Source organism: Maribacter sp. BPC-D8 (genome assembly GCF_035207705.1).
Taxonomy (GTDB): Bacteria; Bacteroidota; Bacteroidia; order Flavobacteriales; family Flavobacteriaceae; genus Maribacter.
Window position 1 is genome coordinate 1,908,569 of record NZ_CP128187.1, and the last position, 18,849, is coordinate 1,927,417.

Sequence of the window (18,849 nt, forward strand, 5' to 3'; positions counted from 1 at the left end):
ATTACCTTTTTTAATTCAGAATTGAATCGTAAATAACCTGTTGAATTCTGGTTCTTAACCCAGATTTAACTAAAAGTGTGTTAGATGCAGATGGATATGTTCTGTTCGATAAAAATACGTAGACAATTTCTTCTTCTGGATCTGCCCAAGTATACGTTCCTGTAAAACCACTATGTCCGAAACTTTTTCTTGAAACACAACCACAGGTCGGACCACTATGTTGTAGCTGTGGTTTATCAAAACCTACTCCCCTACGCACATTGTTATCACAAAAATAACAGGTATTGAATTTTTTAACCGTTCTAGAATCGAAAAATTTAGTGCCGCCATAATACCCATCTTGAAGATACATTTGCATAATTTTTGCAATGTCATTAGAGTTACTAAAGAGTCCGGCATGACCACCGACTCCTGCTTGCATTGCTGCACCCATATCATGAACGTAACCTTGTACTGTACCATATCTATAATAATTATCCTCCTCAGAAGGTACAATCATATTCTTGTCAAATTTCTCTAAAGGATTGTATGAGGTGTGGTTTGCACCAATTCTATTATAAAGAAAGCTATTTGTTAATCCGTCTAGCCTTTGACCGTAACTTTCTTCAACAACCTTTTTCATAACATAATACGGAACGTCGCTGTAACGGTATCTATTAGACTTTAAATCTTGTCTACCGATTCTATTATAAATTGAATCTTTGTAAGCATCTGCTAAGTACAGATTATCATATACTTTAGTTGAAAACCCGGGCAATGGTGAGTTTCTATAAAATTCACCTGAAGGCTTTTTATTTTCGTCTAATGTATTGATGTAAAAAGGAATCCACGCTGGCAAACGACCATAATGCGAAAGTGCTTTTAAAACGGTTACATTTTTAATTTCGGTATTTGAGTAATTTGGCACCAATTCTTCAAAAGTATTGTTCAAACCTATCCTGCCCTCTTCCTCCATTTTCATTACCATGGGTAATGTGGCTAATATTTTTGTCAGAGAAGCCAAGTCATAGATATATTCATTGGTAATCTTTTCTTTGCTATCGTATGTTGGCTTACCAAAACTTTTCTGGTAGATAACCTTTCCTTTTCTTGCTACTAAAACCTGAGCTCCAGGAAACATTAAACTATCTAACCCATGACTCATTAACTCATCTATTTCTCTTAGTCCCTTAGAACTCATACCTACACGTTCTGGAATGCTATAACCTAATCTACTTAGGGCTTTAATTTGAACGCCCGTGCTAACAGGAAAGTCTTCATGCGCCGTTACAGGTAATTTACCTGTCGCCCCAACAGCCCCAAACAAAATTTCTGCTGTTTTCTCTTGTGCGATGTCGCTATTTTGGTAAGACATTACCACCGCATCAATTGTATCATATGATTTGATATCTGATAACGCATAAGGTTTAGCAAAAACACAAAGAATAAGATTTGAAGTTCGTTCGCTGCCAATTGCTTGCAACCAATTCAATTCTTTAGTTGAAAATTTATATGATTTCCACGGACTTTCATTACTCTTATGATGCCCTACAATAACTAAATTAAAATCCCTTAATTTTACTTTTAAGGTATTAATGTCATTTGCCTCAACTACCGTAACATCGGCATAATTCTTTAGCCCTTTAACAAATGCCTCGTTATCAGAATCGCCCATTTTCACATAAGCAATTTTCTTATTGTCAAGGTTTTTAATAGATAATAAATCTAGTTTATTCTTTACAACCGTAATCGCTTTCTCAATAGCTTGTTCGTAAATAATATCATCTTCAAGGCTATTTAAATCTTCATATAAGTTTTCTATTTGTACGGGCTTATACTTGTTTAAACCAGCCTTATATTTTGCCTGTAATATTTTTTTGACGGAATAAGCCAAACGCTCTTCAGACAACTTACCCTTTTCGTAAGCTTTGGTTAATTTTTCTTTTGCGCTTACAATATTCTCTGGCATTAATAACATATCATTACCTGCCATAAATGCATCCAACTCAACACTACCATCTTTACCTTTTGTAGAAACCCCTTTCATATTCAGGGCATCGGTAAAAATTAATCCCTCGTAACCTAATTCTTCTTTTAAAATTCCGGATATGATTTGTTCTGATAAAGAAGAAGGCATTCCTTTTTTCATTTCAAGTGCAGGCACCTCTAAGTGTGCTACCATTATACTACTTAAACCTGAACTGATTAATTTTTTAAACGGATATAGTTCTAAACTATCTAATCGCTTTCTTGAGAACGGAATTACCGGCAAATTGTGATGAGAATCTACTTCTGTATCACCATGACCGGGAAAATGCTTCCCATTTGCCAATACCCCAGCACTCTCCATACCTCGGGCGAAAGCGGTTCCTTTCGCAACTACATTATCTCTATTCTCACCAAAAGAACGATTGCCTATAATTGGATTTTTCGGATTTGTATTGATGTCTAAATCTGGAGCAAAATTTATTTGCACTCCTAAACGTTTTGCATGCTTACCTATTTGATAGCCTACTTTTTCTACAATCGAATTATCTTGAATAGCACCCAAAGTCATATTCCATGGGAATGCATAGGTAGAATCTAATCTCATGGAAAGTCCCCATTCCGCATCCATTCCAATAAGTAATGGAATTTTTGAAGCAGCTTGATAATCATTTGTAAGTTTTGCTTGTCTTACTGGTCCGCCTTTAGAAAAGATAACGCCACCCAGATGCTCTTGAAGTATTAAATTCTTAATTTGATCAGTAGCTTGCTTACTTTGATTAGAAGCAACGCTTACCATAAATAGCTGACCAAGTCTTTGATCTAAGCTCATTTGAGCATACTGCGCATCTACCCATCTCTGTTGAGCAGTGCTGTCTTTGGTTACTAAGGGGTTTTGAGCAAGCAAACTTGAACAGCAAAACAATCCACAAATAAGAATAAAAATATAGCGCATAAAAATATATGTACTGAGATAACTATTATGGATTGAAATTATTGCATTTCATCGATAAAACCCAATAAAATCTGATACTTAAGAAGAAATTATGTTAAAGGAAACGAGCATGCCAACTCTCTGAAGCAGGTACTTCCCAATGCTCAAGATACTCTCCTTTATTGGTAACCAGATTGTTAAATACAATTGTGTTTTTAGAAATGGCTTTTTGCTTCGCCATAGCCTTAAAATCAATTAAGCTTTTATAAGCTACAAACTCCCCTTGTTTGTACGAAACGTTCATTTTATCTAACAGAAGAACATCATACTTCTTTTCTAAAGCCTGTATAAAATGTACAGAAGCATCTATAGAGCAACCCGTAGCCCCTTGGGTAGTTTGATCAAGAGCAATCACTATAAAACGCTTATACTTTATCTCGTAACCTGCATTTAAATCATTACCGTGAGCGGTCCATGAAGTTAAAAAAGTATCTAAGTCCGAACCAATTTCCGCTATTTCCTTTTCAGAAAATGAACGGTTACATTGATATATCCAAACTCTTGCAGTTTCAGGTAATGTGTTAAATTCTACTAACAAATTTTAATTTTTTAACTATTATAAGTCTTCAGCCGTTGCAATCATCTCAGCAATATCCATTACTTGAACATCACCTTCTTTTTCTTTATTCTTAACACCATCTGTCATCATCGTGTTGCAGAAAGGACAACCTGCCGCTATAATTTCTGGTTTTGTTTCTAATGCTTGCTCTGTACGCTCAATATTCACATCCTTATCTCCCTTTTCAGGCTCTTTGAACATTTGAGCACCACCAGCACCACAACAAAGACCTCTTTGTTTGCAGCTTTTCATCTCGATAAGCTCCGCATCTAGCTTTCTAATTAAATCTCTTGGAGCCTCGTATACTCCGTTAGCTCTACCTAAATAGCAAGGATCGTGAAATGTAATACGTTTCCCTTTAAAGTGACCGCCTTCCATAGAAATTCTTCCATCGTTCAGTAAATCTTTAAGAAACTGCGTATGGTGTACAACTTCGTAGTTACCACCTAAGCCAGGGTATTCGTTTTTTATCGTATTAAAACAATGCGGACACGCTGTTACTATTTTTTTTATTTCATAAGCGTTCAGCACCTCTATATTAGTTACTGCTTGCATCTGAAACAAAAACTCATTACCAGCACGTTTTGCAGGATCACCCGTACAACTTTCTTCTGTACCAAGTACTGCAAAAGAGACATTAGCCTTATTCAAAATCTTTACGAAGGCTTTCGTTATTTTCTTTGCTCTATCATCAAAACTACCAGCACAACCTACCCAAAACAAAACTTCAGGTACGGTTCCCGACGCAAAAAATTCTGCCATTGTAGGCACTTTTAATTCACTTGCCATATCTATCTTTAAGATTCTTTACTCCAATTTAAACGGTCCATTTGGTTAAATGGCCACGGTGCTCCGTTATTCTCAATATTCCCCATCATGTTATTCAAATCTGTAGGAGCTGCAGATTCTTCCATAACCAAATACTGTCTCATATCCATAATAATAGAAAGAGGGTCAATACTAATTGGGCAGGCCTCTACACATGCATTACATGATGTACATGCCCATAATTCTTCGGGAGTAATAAAATCGTTCAGTAATTGCTTACCATCGTCTTTAAACTCACCATTATTCGCATCTATATTCTTACCCACTTCTTCTAAACGATCACGGGTATCCATCATAATCTTACGAGGAGATAATTTCTTTCCTGTTTGGTTTGCAGGACATTCACTGGTACAACGACCACATTCTGTACATGTATATGCATTTAGCAATTGTATCCAACTTAAATCTTGCACGTCTGATGCCCCAAACTTATCTGGAACAGCAGCATCTTCAGCAGGTTCTGCATAAGGATCAGCATCTGGATCCATCATCATACGAACTTCATCCGTAACAGACTGTAAATTTCTAAATTGTCCTTTTGGGGTCAATTTACCATAATAGGTATTTGGGAAAGCCAAAAGAATATGAAGGTGCTTTGAGTAGTATAAGTAGTTTAGGAAAAATAAAATTCCAGCAATATGTACCCACCAAGCTGTACGTTCTATTAATACCAAAGTAGAAATAGACATACCCTCAAACATAGGAGCTATAAAACTACTGATTGGGAAAGACCCAGCAGCAGCATAATGTTCTGCGCCCATTTGCTGCAATTGGTAGTCTGCACCGTTCATGGTCAAAAATAAGACCATTAATACAAGCTCTATATAAAGAATAAAATTTCCGTCTTTTTTAGGCCATCCTTCCATTTCTGGTTTAAAGAACCGTTTTAGTTTTATTACATTCCTTCTAAACCAGAAAACAACAACAGCTATTATAACCAATAAAGCTAAAACCTCGAATGATCCAATTAAGAAATCATAAACAGGTCCTAATACCGCAAACATTCTATGCGTACCAAAAATACCATCTAAAATAATTTCTAGAACTTCAATGTTTATAATAACAAAACCAACATAAACAATGATATGAAGTGCTCCTGCAATTGGGCGCACCACCATTTTAGATTGCCCGAGAGCAATCTTTGCCATGTTTTTCCAACGTTGTGGCTTGTTATCTGTTACCGAAGCTTCTTTACCTAAAAAAATATTTCGTTTCAACCTTGAAACATTTTTTACAAAGAAACCAATACCTACTATTAGCAGGACTACAAAAATAATATTAGGGAGATATTGCATATAAATTAATCTTCTTTACTTCTCAATTGAATTTGCCGCTGGATCATCTTCTGGTACTTCGTAATCTTTCTGCTTTTTACCAAAAACAGAAACGTTTACATACCTCTTCGGATTTAAACGAAAATCTTGTAACAATAAATCTAACTCGTGTGATGCACTATTTAGATTACCATACAATTCTTTATCATTCATAAGTAACCCAAGTGATCCATCGCCATTTTCAATTTTTTCTGTCACCTTATCTAAACTAGCCATAGTAGATTCTAAACTTGCCAAAGTTCTACCTAAACCTGCAGAATTCAATGAATCTGAAAGCTTTGCGAAATTAGCTGTTAGTTGTTCAAAATTTTCAAATGAGCTATTTAGCTTTTCTTTATTACCAGCTAACACCGAATTAAGTTGCGTAGCACTACCGTTCAAAGTCGTAATCAAAGTATTTAAACCGCCAATTACCTCTTTCAGTTCTCTTTTAGTCTTTTCATCTAAAACAGAATTTACATTAACCAAAACAGAGTCTGCACCAGAAATAGCCGATTCTACTTTACGTACTAACGGATTTAGTTTTTGCTGTGCCAAATCTGTAATACCAGGTCTAGTTTCTGTACGTAGTGTATCACCCGATTGTGCAAAAGCTTGATCAAATATGGGCTTTATTTGTAATCCCTTACCTCCTATGATACCAGTATCATATAATTCAACGGTACTATTTTTAGAAAATTTAAATTTATTACCAACTGTAAAAGTCACTAACAGATTTCCTTTATCATCTAAAAATTTGATATCGTTAACCTTACCAACACTAAAGCCGTTAATAGAGACAGTAGTACCAGATTGTAAACCGCCAACATTTGGGTATACGGCAAAAAATGTTTTACTATTATCAAAAAGTGGAGTCGACTTTAAATAGCTGAATCCCATGATGAACAGTAATATGCCACCTATAACAATAATTCCTGTTTTTAATTCTCTAGATAGTTTCAAGCAATTATATTTTTAGTACTCTCAAAATTATGAATAATATTTACACTTTAAGGTGTAAAATTAGAAACCTCGTCAATAGCATCTTGAATCGGAATTCTTTCGCCCAATTTATAGGCAACAATATAAGCAGTTGCATACCCCTTTTCTTGAGCTTGAGACTGCATCATTTTAGCTTCTCTATACGACCTTGTTTCGCCGTACATATAACGATACAAGTTTTTAAAAGGTTCTTGAGAAAGATTAGATAGTCCTTTAAAATTACTAGAACTAAGAGCTACATTCTTACTACTTGCCATCAATTGAATTTTAAAGACAATAGAATTCGCCACTTCTTTTTCATTAATTGCTTCTTTTACCTCCACAACAGGTACTTCTGCTACTACTTCTTTAACCTCTTCAACTTTAGGTGTAGAAATAATTTCTTTTGGTTGCTCTACTTCAGCAACTACCTCTTTTACTGGTTCGACAACTACTTCCTTTTTTTCTTCAACCTTTTCTATAACCGCTTCTTTTACTGGCGGTGCCTTAGGCTTAGCAACTGTAGTAGTTACAGATTGTACTGTTGGCTGAACACCTTCTTTATAATGTAATATTGCCTTAGCAATTGCCTCGCCCATATCATTCTGACCTTTTGTCGAATTTAAATAAGCCCCTTCATCTTTATTGGTTAAGAATCCAGTTTCAACTAAAACACTTGGCATAAAAGTTTGATGCAATACAATAAAACCCGCTTGCTTCACTTTTCTATCTGTTCTTTTTAGCTTACTAGAAAAATTCTCTTGAATCATTGTCGCCAAAGCTACACTTTGATCTAAAAATTCTTCTTGCATAATGGTTAATCCGATAACAGATTCTGGAGAATTAATGTCGTAATCGGCATATCTATTCTCGTAATTATCCTCTAAGTATATTACCGAGTTTTCTTTCTTAGCTATTTCAAAATTTTGTTTGTTGGCATGAAGACCTAATACAAAGGTACCTGCACCATGCGCATCTGAAGTATGAGAATCGCAATGCACCGATACAAATAAATCTGCATTTGCCTTATTTACTACCTCTCCCCTAACATACAAATCAATAAATGTATCGTCTTTACGAGTGTATATAACTTTAATATCTTTATTCTTAGAAAGTATTTCACCTACTTTCAAAACAATATTTAAGGCTATTTTTTTCTCTAAATAGCCATTTCCTAAGTTACCAGGATCATGACCACCGTGCCCTGCATCAAGTACAACAATAAAAGGATCATCTGATTTGATTTCCTCATCAGGCGCCGTAAAAGACAGAAGTAATAACGCTGTTGTTAAAACTAAAGAAATGCTAAAGAATTTTATTTTCATATGTGTTAGGGATTATATCGCCCTGATAATGGTTAAATTTATTGTAAGACGCTACATAGGGATTAAAAAATATATGTAAGTTTGACATCTTAAATAACGGCTCATTGGACCGCCAAACCTTTACAAAAATAGGATATATAGCCTTGCAATCAAACAAACATTACTTACTTTTCCTATTCTTCGTCTTTGCCAATGCTTTTTACGCTGTTGGTCAAGAAGGTAAAATCACGACTCTTAATATCAAAGCAGAAAGAGATTCAATAATCGCGCCATTGTTTCCGCCAACCGCTATAAGAGACTCCATTGCCAATGATTCTTTAGTTGCTGATTCTCTAAATCAAAAACCACCTTTACTGTTAGATAAAATAACATACAAGGCAAAAGACTATGTAAAATTAAGTCAAAAAGAAAATAAAATTTACCTCTATAACGAAGCAGAAATCTATTATCAAGATACCGAACTAAAAGCTGGTGTTATTATAATGGATTATATAAAAAATGAAGTTTATGCCGGTAGAATGATAGATTCTTTAGGCAATTATACGCAACTACCTTACTTCAAACAAGGCACCAATATTGTTATACCAGATTCTATTCGCTTTAATTTTGACACTCAAAAAGCACTTATCTGGAATTCGAGAACAGAACAACAAGCAGCAGCAGGTGCTTTAGGTAGTGATGCTATGAAAGTTTATGCTGAAATCACCAAAAAGGAAAATGACTCGGTCTATTTTTTAAGTGAAGGAAAGCTGACCACATCTACAGATACTATAAACCCAGATTATTACATACGTGTAAGAAAAGCAAAATTTGTACCTAAAAAGAAGGTAATTGCTGGTTTCAGTAATTTATATATTGCAGATGTACCAACGCCTATTGCTATGCCTTTTGCATATTTTCCACTTTCGCAAGGTAGATCCGCAGGTATTTTAATGCCCTCTTTTGGTAATGACCCAAATACAGGGTATTTTCTACAGGACATGGGATACTATGTACCTTTAGGAGATTATGCAGATGTTACACTTTCTGGAGATTTTTACACCAATGGTAGTTACGCATTTAGAACCGCTTCTATTTACACGAAACGCTATAAATATCGAGGTAATATTAACTTAAGATTTGAAAATCAAGTTACTAGTCAAAAAGGCTTTAGTGACTATAGTTTGTCAAGAAATTATAATATTCAATTTTCACATTCGCAGGATACTAAATCGAGTCCGAATTCACGATTTTCAGCGTCTGTAAACTTGGGTAGTAGTGAGTATTACCGAAATTCTTTACAACAACGAAATTTACCCAATACCCAGAATAACACCTTATCATCATCGATATCGTATTCCAAAACGTTTCCCAATTATCCGTCGGTGAATATGAGTTTAACGGCTACACATTCGCAATTAACTTCAGCTACTGCCACAGAATCTGATACAGATAACATCACCATGACCTTACCTACATTTCAAGCAAGTGTAGAGCGTATTTACCCTTTCGTAAAGCGAGATGGCATAAAAAAGGGAATTATTGACAACATCAATTTTCAGTATAGTGTAAATGCACAAAATAGGCTTACTACTAACGATGAAGATTTTTTAACTACCAAAATGTTCGACAATGCTCGTGCAGGTGTTAGTCACAGTATCCCAATTGCAACCAACTTCAAAGTAGCCAAATTTTTTAGTGTTAGTGTCGGTGGTAACTATGAAGATGTTTGGTCTTTAGAAACGTACAACAGAAGTTATGACAATGACCTAGAAGAAGTCGTAATAGATACTGTTAGCGGATTTGACCGTTACAACACCTATAATTTCAGCGCAAGTGTTGGAACCACCCTATATGGAACCTATGTTTTTGGTGAGGACAAAAAATTTCAAGCTCTAAGGCACACCGTAAGACCATCATTGAGCTATGGCTATGCGCCATCATTTGAACAGTTTTACGACGAGTATCTTGACGAAGATGGTGTCGATGTACAATACAGTCGATTTCAAGGAACATTAAACGGAGCACCATCATTAGGAAAATCTAATAGCCTAAGCTTCTCTTTAGCCAATACATTAGAAGCAAAAGTAAGAGATAAGGATTCCACCAAAACTGAACCCAAGAAAATATCGCTATTAAGCAATTTTAATATTTCTACGGGATATAATTTTGAGTCAGATTCCTTAAAATTGAATCCGGTGAGTATTAACGGAGGTACTAACATACTTGACAACAAGATGTCTATTAACTTTTCTGCCGGCTTAGACCCTTATGCAATTGATAACAACGGAACTCGAATAGACACTTGGAATATTGATAATGGCGGAAGTCTTTTTAGATTAACAAGAGCAAACGCCAATGTATCATACTCCATTAGCAGCGAAATGTTCGGTAAAAAAGACGATAAAGACAGAGATGACGAAGAAGAGCTAGACCCCTTTGATTATGTAGCTCAAAGTGGTGGTAGAGATGATGACCTTTTTGGTAGAGCCGATGATTTCAATTCTAACCCCGTTAGAAAAGATGATAAAAATTCTGATGTAGAGAATCCAATATTCGGCACCAAAATTCCATGGAACTTTAGACTTGCCTATTCTGCCAACTACAGCAATTCAGCTCGACAAAGTGAGTTTAGCAGTCACTCATTAATGTTCTCTGGAGATATAGAACTTGCACCACGTTGGTCTGTAGGCGGATCCTCTGGTTACGATTTCAAAAACCAAGGTTTTACATTAACCCAATTGCGTTTTCAAAGAGATTTAAAGAGTTTTACCATGCGTTTTAATTGGACACCCTTCGGAACTTATAAAAGATGGTACTTCTTTATCGGTATAGATTCTTCGATACTTAAAGATCTTAAGTGGGAAAACAGAAGCCAAAACTAACATCTAAATTTTATTGACCATGAAAAAAATCATCAATACAGTTAATGCTCCTTCACCTATAGGACCATACAATCAAGCAACTTTAAGCAACGGAACCTTATATATTTCTGGTCAAATTCCTTTAGACCCTAAAAGTGGAGAATTGGTTTCTGGAGATATAAAACTAGAGACAAAACAGTCTATGGAAAATTTAAAGGCCATTTTAACCGAAGCTGAAATGACCTTTGAAAATGTTGTGAAGTCGTCTATTTTTCTTAGTGACATGAAACAATTCACTGAAGTAAACGAAGTATATGCTTCTTATTTTAATGCAGAAACTGCACCAGCAAGAGAAACAGTAGAAGTTGCAAATTTACCTAAGTTCGTAAATGTTGAAATTTCTATGATTGCCGTAAAATAAAATCTTACATATTAGATCTGTGAAAATCGACCAAACCTTCAATAGGTCTTTGTCTAATTACACCAACAATTAAATCATTTCTAAGCAATACAGAAGTTAATTCATCTCTTAGATAATGCGCAATACTTCCTACAAAATTGATTGGAACCTTCGTCGCCAATTCAAATTGCATTACGTAGTTATTTATAAATTGCTGAAAGCCTTTATCTATAACACCTTTAGCATACGGGTGATCTTTGTTCTCTATTAAAAAACGAGCAAAGGTTGCTAAGTACGTATTTGGGTTAGGCTGCTTGTATAAGTTTTCTTTGATTACATCAGCATCCAAATCATGAGAAGCAGCAAATTTATGTGCTAAATCAGACGGCATTTTATGAAAATAGTAATCACGAATAAGCTTACGCCCAAAGAAATTTCCACTACCATCATCCATAGGTATATAACCCAATGATGTTACTTTCTGAAATAACTGATTACCATCATAATAACTACAGTTAGAACCCGTACCCAAAATACAAACGATACCTTGATGACCAACTTTTGTTGTAGCAAATATGGCAGCATACGTATCTTCTTTTACATCGGCTTTTGCATTAGGGAAATAATCTTTAAAGATTGCCTTTAAAAATAACTTCATACGATCGGTACCACAACCGGCACCATAGAAATAAAGGTGTGACACCTTTTCTCTATTTTTAGAAAGTTCAAAATTATTCGCTAAGCGATCTTCAATAACATCTTTCGTCAACACCTCAGGACTCAACCCTAAAGTTTGCGTTAAAAAAAGTTGTTCGCCATTTTCATCCAATGCAATCCAATCTGACTTGGTCGCACCACTATCTACTATTAAAATCATATACCGAATGTCTTTAAAAAATAAACCTGAAAATAAGGAAAAACTGCCTCATTTTCAGGATATATCTTTGTTATACTAAAATGATGGTTATAACGTATTAACGTGCTGCATTAAGTCTACCATTTTATTGGAGAAACCAGCTTCGTTATCATACCAAGAAATTAACTTGAAGAACGTAGAGTTTAATTCGATACAAGCTCCTGCATCAAAAATACTAGTTCTAGGATCGCCAATAAAATCTTGAGAAACAACGCTCTCTTCTGTATAACCTAACACACCTTTTAATTCACCTTCAGAAGCTGCTTTAAAAGCTTTTTTAATCTCCGCTAAAGAAGTTGCTTTTTTAACTTTCACAGTTAAATCTACTACAGAAACATCAGCAGTTGGCACTCTAAAAGCCATACCAGTAAGTTTTCCTTTCAATTCAGGTATCACCTTCGTTACTGCAACAGCAGCACCTGTAGATGCAGGTATAATATTTAACATTGCACTTCTACCACCTCTCCAGTCTTTTCTAGAAGGACCATCAACAGTCATTTGCGTAGCAGTAGTTGCATGAACCGTAGTCATCAATGCTTCTTCAATACCGAAGTTATCATTAACAACTTTAGCTAAAGGAGCTAAACAGTTTGTAGTACAAGATGCATTAGAAACAATAGTATCAGTTGCTTTAACATCTTTATGGTTTACACCTACTACGAACATTGGTGCATCTTTAGAAGGTGCAGATATAACTACTTTCTTAGTACCACCATCAATATGATATTGAGCAGTTTCTAATGTTGTAAAAATACCAGTACATTCAGCAACAGTTGTAGCACCTACTTCATCCCACTTACAATTTTTAGGATCTCTTTCTGCAGTAATTCGTACAGTTTTACCGTTTACGATTAAGTGACCATCTTTTACATCAACAGTACCATCGAATTTACCGTGAACTGAATCATATTTCAATAAGTAAGCTAAGTGCTCAACATCTAATAAATCGTTGATAGCTACTACATCTACATCACCACGCTTAATTGTAGTTCTGAAGACCAATCTACCTATTCTACCGAAACCGTTAATTCCTATTTTTAAATTTGACATTTTCTCTATTTTTAATTTTTAAAATTATGTAGTCATTATTTCTGAAACTCTTATAAGCTCCTTATCAATTTTTGTATGCCCTTTAATCGCCTTGTTGATTGGCGTTAATGTAAGTTTGTTATCTTGTATACCCACCATAAGGTTTGTTTTACCCTCTAACAAAGCCTCTACAGCCTTTACTCCCATTCTACTTGCAAGCACACGATCATAACAAGATGGCGCACCACCTCTTTGCATATGCCCTAGTACAGATACACGCACGTCATATATTGGTAAATGTTCCTCAACATATTCTTTAAGTTCGAATACATTTTTACCAGATTTATCACCTTCGGCAACAATTACAATACTTGAAGATTTACCTGACTCTTTACTTCTTTTTAAAGATTCAAGTAATCTATCTAAACCTAAATTCTCTTCTGGTATTAAAATTTCTTCAGCACCTGCACCAACACCTGCGTTCAATGCAATATGACCAACATCTCTACCCATTACTTCTACGAAGAAAAGCCTGTTGTGAGAACTTGCCGTATCTCTAATTTTATCAATACATTCTACCACAGTATTTAACGCCGTGTCAAAACCTAATGTGAATGTTGTACCGAAAATATCATTATCAATAGTACCAGGTATACCTATAACAGGAAAATTGTATTCTCTGTTAAATATCATGGCACCAGTAAAACTACCATCACCACCTATTACAACAAATGCATCTATTCCTGCTTTTAGTAACTCCTCATGCGCTGTTTTTCTACCTTCTGGAGTTCTAAAATCATCGCAACGAGCAGACTTAAGTATAGTACCACCTTTATTAATAATATTATTTACACTACGGGCGTCCATTGGTTTAAAATCGCCCTCTATCATACCTTGATACCCTCTATAGATTCCAACACAATCTACCTTCAAGTATGCACACGTACGAACAACTGATCTTATGGCAGCATTCATACCTGGTGAATCACCTCCTGAAGTCAGTACTGCTATTTTTTTTATTTCTGAAGACATTGAAAAATTTAAGCCAACGAAAGTAAGAAATCTTAGTTGAAATTGGAATAAAAGTCAGTCGCATTTTAAGAAAAAATCAACGAAAAGGATTTCGTTGTAACAGATTAACAATCAAATTCTTAAATTTTGTTATTTATTCACAAAAAGAAAAGTATTCAACTATTAATTTAATGATTTTGGCTTATCGTAAAAACGGATTAAGCTATCATTACCCATGACAGAAGATGGGTTTTCGATTTCTTTTACAGGTTCTTCTTTTTCAACTGGCTTAGTGGCCAATATTTTTTGAAAAAGTTCTTTGAAATTATTAAAATCTACTTCGTAAGATATACCAGCCCCTTGAGTAGAGCCTTGTTGATCAGACAAATATGCCTGTATTTCACTTTGTCTACTAAAGAAATTAGCACTTAAAGTACCTTCTTCGTTTAATAATACCTGTATTTCAAAATCACCTGCTACCAATGTCTCGCTAGAAGCACCTACCGGTACACCTACTTTACCATTAAATAGTATTCTATCTGATATTTGCGTAGATACCGTAACCCCTATTCTATCATCAGTTTCTATATCTGCCGATCGATCAAGTATACCTTGCTCATAAGAAAGACCTAGATTAAACTTATCATTACCTCCACTTAGAATTGAGTTTAAAATACTCGATGCACTTTGAACCAAGTTACCGGTTATCGCCTGTTGGTTTATACCACTTTGTGAATTCACAAAAGTACCTTGTGCTAATAAGAATATGGCATTCTTCTCTTCAACCGTTGGATCCTGTAAAGTATATTCTAATTCTGACTTAACTATAGAGCTCGTACCAGGGAATTCGATTCCAAAATCAATATCTGGACTTTGTAATTCTCCTGTTAAACTAATAATAACATCTGTTGGTATTCTACGTGTAAATCCGGCATCTTCAAGTAATGGAGCAGGATTGGCATTTAAAGAGTACACCGCTTCCATATTCAAGATTGCCTCTAATGGCTTTTGATCCCAATTTATAGTTCCACCCGGTTTTACCTTAAACCTTTTATCAATTATTCCGCCGAACTTATAATTAAAGTCTCCTGTAACTACAACATAATCACCATACATTTCAAACTTACCATTGGTATTGATCTGTATTAAAATAATACCTACTCCAGTACCCTTTAAAGAACTTCCTGTTTTGGTATCAGTTACAATTTCAACCTCGGCATCGGGTGTGATATCTAAATTGAACTCTAACTCCAACCCTTGATAATCTTTTAATTGCCGTTGACTTTCAATTCTTTGCTTATCCTTTTTTTCTACAAAATTAATGAAGGAGTAATCACCCACACTAGCTACATCACTTAAAGGTATTTTCAATGAAGTACCTTTTGCCGTAGACCCGTCAACAGTTATATTCAAAGCAGTTGTAGGTCCGTAAATACGACCTGTACCATTTAAATAACCTGTACCGTAGTACAATTCCCCCTCCTTAAACTCTGTATTCAGAATTAAAAATTTGTCTTTCTTGGTATCAACATTTAAATCTAAAACCCAATCTTTAAAGAAACTATGTGTTATAGTACCATCTAAATTTGCCCGCGTTCCCTTTGCAACGTCTTCTAATGCTATATTTTCAAAATCAAAAGTCTGATCTTTAAGAATTACCCGCGAACGTGGAGCGAAACCGTAATCAACATTTAAATAAGGCACTGCAATACCTGCATTATCTAAAGTCAGCAGACCATTAAAACTCGGGTTATCTACATTGCCCTCTATCTTGACCCTACCATCAATATCGCCTCGTATATTATCTATTACCCCCTCACCTAACGGACTGAACGGCTCTAAACCAAAGTTGCTGAAATTAGCTATTAGGTTTGCTTTTGGTATTTCGCCCTTATTTTCTATACTACCAACTACACTAAATTTTTCAACATTATTATCAGACAATTGAGAGTTAACCTGAAACTCAGACAAATCTTTATTCCCAATAATATTAATTGCTAAATCTCCTAAGGGTATATTATTAATTCCAAACTTTTCTATATTCAAGTTCGATGATGGTAAATAGATTCCGTCTTTTTGAAGCACGTTTAAAGTACCATTAACTTCTCCTTGCAACTTAAGGCTATCAATTACCGGCGTTATTTTATCTAAGGATACAATTTTGAACTGAAGCTGAAGATCCTTGTATGTAGAATCTGCCAACTGCCCTTTAAGCCGTATTTGTTCTTTTTCTTCATTATTCATTACAATTTCTTGAATTGTAATACTATCTAAAGCCCTGTTTAGTATAACCTTATTCTTGGTATCGCCATCTTTATTCAACACCCATTTGTTGCCTTTAAAATTGACATCAGACGTTTTAAGACCAATAACCGATTTATTATCCTTATTAAAAGTGTGGTAGAAATTCAAGTTATAAGAATCATTAAAATCGCTTCCGCCTTTAAATTCTGACCTAAAGAACAGCGTATCTTTTAATGTCGTATTAATCAGGTTGAAGTCTTTAAAATTATAATACGGCGTATCTAACTCACCCACAGAAACGAATGTATTAAACAGCGGATTCTTATTATCTATTCTAACTTCGATATTATCGGCAGCCGTACCAAATGCCTCAATACTTGGAGATTCAAAATTTAATTTAAAATCACCTTCGTCTGCAACAATATTACCCTTTATAAAAGTATTAGGATCAAACCGAACTTCAGGAAAAAATACATCTACGATCTTATTATAAATTTTAAAATTGAAGGAAAGATTTTGACCGTCAGAAATTTGAAAAGGCCTGTAATTTGTATAAATACTACCCAAAGAGTTCTGCACAAGTTTACCCAATTCTCGTACTTTAAAATTACCCTTCATAAAACCGGTAATAATATCTGGGGAGTTTATATTAATTGTACGTTCACGATCTTCTCCAAAATTAGAGGTCACCGCAAAATCTTCGAAATAATAGGTGTCGTTTACATTTTGATAGCTCGTTTGTGTAAAGTTTATATCACCAACGATATTATCTAAGGTGGTACCTGTAATATCCATACTAACATTTCCTTTAAAAATAGAAACGCTATCATTTATGATATTCAATTTCTTTAGATCGGCATAATCTACAGAGGCAATAAAATTGAAATTATTTCTAGTCTCGGCTACATTCGCAAGACCCTTAAAGTTAAATTTAAAATTCTCGTCATTACTAATCAAAGAGCCATCGAACAATTGATCTTTAATTAAACCCGAAACTTTTAAATCTTGATAATTATAGTTATTAAATTCAATAGAATATATTTGACCTATAACCTCTGTATTCAGTTTCTCTTTTACAAAACCCTTACCCTCGACATTAAAATCTAAAGTTGTTTTACCCAGATTTTTATTCTCGGTAAAATCACCTAAATCAAAATCAATTAAAGAAATGAATCCTTTATAGGTTGCATTATCAATATTATTAAAATCACTTAAAACGATATCGGCATAGCTACTACCTACGGCAGTATTTAAATTTACTTTCGCATCTACCGAAGAATTAGTAATAAAGGCATTACCACGAATAGTAAATTGACCCAATTTACTAAAAGAAGATGGCAAAGATTTACCGATTAAATTAGGCAACAAAGCATTTAATTGGTAGTAACTACTAGTAACATTTTTCATTTCAGCATTTAAACTGAAGGGCTTTTGTTTGCTAAATAAGTTCTTGAAATTAAAATCGCCACGTATACCGGTATCATCAGAAAACAAGAAAAGATCATCTGTATTTAAATCATTTAAAACCCCGTTAACGTTAGCATTGAAGGTTACTTCTTTTCCTTTTCCAAATTCATTATACAGCAAATTAACCTCGTCAAAAGCGACTAAAGATTCCTTAAATTCTGCAACAACATTTACTTTATTTAAAAAATCCTTAAAATCTTCACGATTATAATTAAATACGAGATTACCATCTAAAGCAGAAAGCGGTGTTTTTATTTTCAAAGAATCGAAACGCATTTGCTGCTTCGTGTACTTAAAATTTGTGGCTAGCTTTTCTACTTTTAATCCTCGATTACTATAAAAAGACATCTCTTGTATATCTGTAGAAACCTCTGGACCAAGAATTAAAAAATCGGCTGCACCAATATTTAAACTATCAAAATTTAAAATAGTAGTATTATTTAAATTTTCATCAATATACTTGAACCTACTATTTTCAATATCTACATACGAAGAAGAAAGCCTAAAGGGTGGTGTACCTGGTGCCCGAGGTTTGCCATCATCAAGTTTATCTACAAAAACCTCAAGATTGGTATTCGTTTCTCCGAAATAAGTCTTTAGCTTGAAGTTTAATTTATCAACCGAAATATCGCCAAACTCTAAGTTACCCTGCACCAAATTATTGATACTTAAAATGGATGTTTTAAGCTCATTGACATAGAATAAAGTATCTTGTTTGTAGTCTTCGATAAAGACACCTTCCAAACCGGTATTCCAAGAAATCAACGAAACCTTTAAGCGCTCAATATTAATATGTGTACCGTATTGATCGTTAATTTTTTTCGTAGCAAACTGTGCCAGTAAGGTCTGTACCACTGGCAATGAAAAAATGATAGTACCCAAAACACATATCAGCAAAAGCACCAATAATGTTCGAACCAATATTTTTCTCAGTTTTTTGATAGGTCTTTATGTTTTACCTTTGTTATTCAAAT

At 34.6% G+C, this 18,849-nt stretch carries 12 protein-coding genes; 2 read left to right on the forward strand and 10 right to left on the reverse strand.

All coding sequences use genetic code 11. The annotated features are described in order from the left end of the window. Positions 1 to 10: 10 nt before the first annotated feature. From QSV08_RS08595 to QSV08_RS08620, 6 genes are all read right to left on the reverse strand, one after another. Positions 11 to 2,920 carry a glycoside hydrolase family 3 N-terminal domain-containing protein gene (locus QSV08_RS08595; RefSeq protein ID WP_324027982.1) on the reverse strand — a complete coding sequence of 970 codons (2,910 nt, stop codon included), beginning with the start codon at positions 2,918 to 2,920 and terminating at the stop codon, positions 11 to 13. Positions 2,921 to 3,014: 94 nt separating this feature from the next. After that, a complete protein-coding gene (locus QSV08_RS08600) occupies positions 3,015 to 3,497 on the reverse strand; it encodes an ABC transporter ATPase (RefSeq protein ID WP_324027983.1) in 483 nt (160 codons plus the stop codon). 18 nt (positions 3,498 to 3,515) lie between these two features. Next, positions 3,516 to 4,307 (reverse strand): (Fe-S)-binding protein, encoded by a 792-nt coding sequence (locus QSV08_RS08605; protein WP_324027984.1) that lies wholly within the window; start codon positions 4,305 to 4,307, stop codon positions 3,516 to 3,518. Between the two features lie 8 nt (positions 4,308 to 4,315). Further along, positions 4,316 to 5,641 (reverse strand): (Fe-S)-binding protein, encoded by a 1,326-nt coding sequence (locus tag QSV08_RS08610; RefSeq protein ID WP_324027985.1) that lies wholly within the window; start codon positions 5,639 to 5,641, stop codon positions 4,316 to 4,318. A gap of 15 nt (positions 5,642 to 5,656) precedes the next feature. After that, complete coding sequence (locus tag QSV08_RS08615; protein ID WP_324027986.1) at positions 5,657 to 6,622, reverse strand: MlaD family protein; 966 nt, start codon at positions 6,620 to 6,622, stop codon at positions 5,657 to 5,659. Positions 6,623 to 6,669: 47 nt separating this feature from the next. Beyond that, positions 6,670 to 7,965 carry an N-acetylmuramoyl-L-alanine amidase family protein gene (locus QSV08_RS08620; RefSeq protein WP_324027987.1) on the reverse strand — a complete coding sequence of 432 codons (1,296 nt, stop codon included), beginning with the start codon at positions 7,963 to 7,965 and terminating at the stop codon, positions 6,670 to 6,672. A 143-nt stretch (positions 7,966 to 8,108) separates the two neighbouring features. On the opposite strand from QSV08_RS08620, the gene QSV08_RS08625 reads away from it, so the two are divergent. Then, the gene (locus QSV08_RS08625; RefSeq protein ID WP_324027988.1) at positions 8,109 to 10,829 is read left to right on the forward strand and encodes a putative LPS assembly protein LptD; all 2,721 of its coding nucleotides are present in this window, start codon (positions 8,109 to 8,111) and stop codon (positions 10,827 to 10,829) included. Between the two features lie 19 nt (positions 10,830 to 10,848). Then, entirely contained in the window at positions 10,849 to 11,229 is a 381-nt protein-coding gene (locus QSV08_RS08630; protein WP_324027989.1) for a RidA family protein, read from the forward strand. Between the two features lie 4 nt (positions 11,230 to 11,233). On the opposite strand, the gene QSV08_RS08635 is transcribed toward QSV08_RS08630, so the two are convergent. From QSV08_RS08635 to QSV08_RS08650, 4 genes are all read right to left on the reverse strand, one after another. Further along, complete coding sequence (locus QSV08_RS08635; RefSeq protein WP_303599648.1) at positions 11,234 to 12,085, reverse strand: N-acetylglucosamine kinase; 852 nt, start codon at positions 12,083 to 12,085, stop codon at positions 11,234 to 11,236. Between the two features lie 87 nt (positions 12,086 to 12,172). Then, entirely contained in the window at positions 12,173 to 13,174 is a 1,002-nt protein-coding gene (gene gap / locus QSV08_RS08640) for a type I glyceraldehyde-3-phosphate dehydrogenase (protein WP_324027990.1), read from the reverse strand. 24 nt (positions 13,175 to 13,198) lie between these two features. Next, on the reverse strand, positions 13,199 to 14,185 hold the full coding sequence (pfkA, locus tag QSV08_RS08645; RefSeq protein ID WP_324027991.1) for a 6-phosphofructokinase: 987 nt from the start codon (positions 14,183 to 14,185) through the stop codon (positions 13,199 to 13,201). Positions 14,186 to 14,347: 162 nt separating this feature from the next. Next, positions 14,348 to 18,757 carry a translocation/assembly module TamB domain-containing protein gene (locus tag QSV08_RS08650; RefSeq protein WP_324027992.1) on the reverse strand — a complete coding sequence of 1,470 codons (4,410 nt, stop codon included), beginning with the start codon at positions 18,755 to 18,757 and terminating at the stop codon, positions 14,348 to 14,350. Between the last annotated feature and the right edge of the window lie 92 nt (positions 18,758 to 18,849).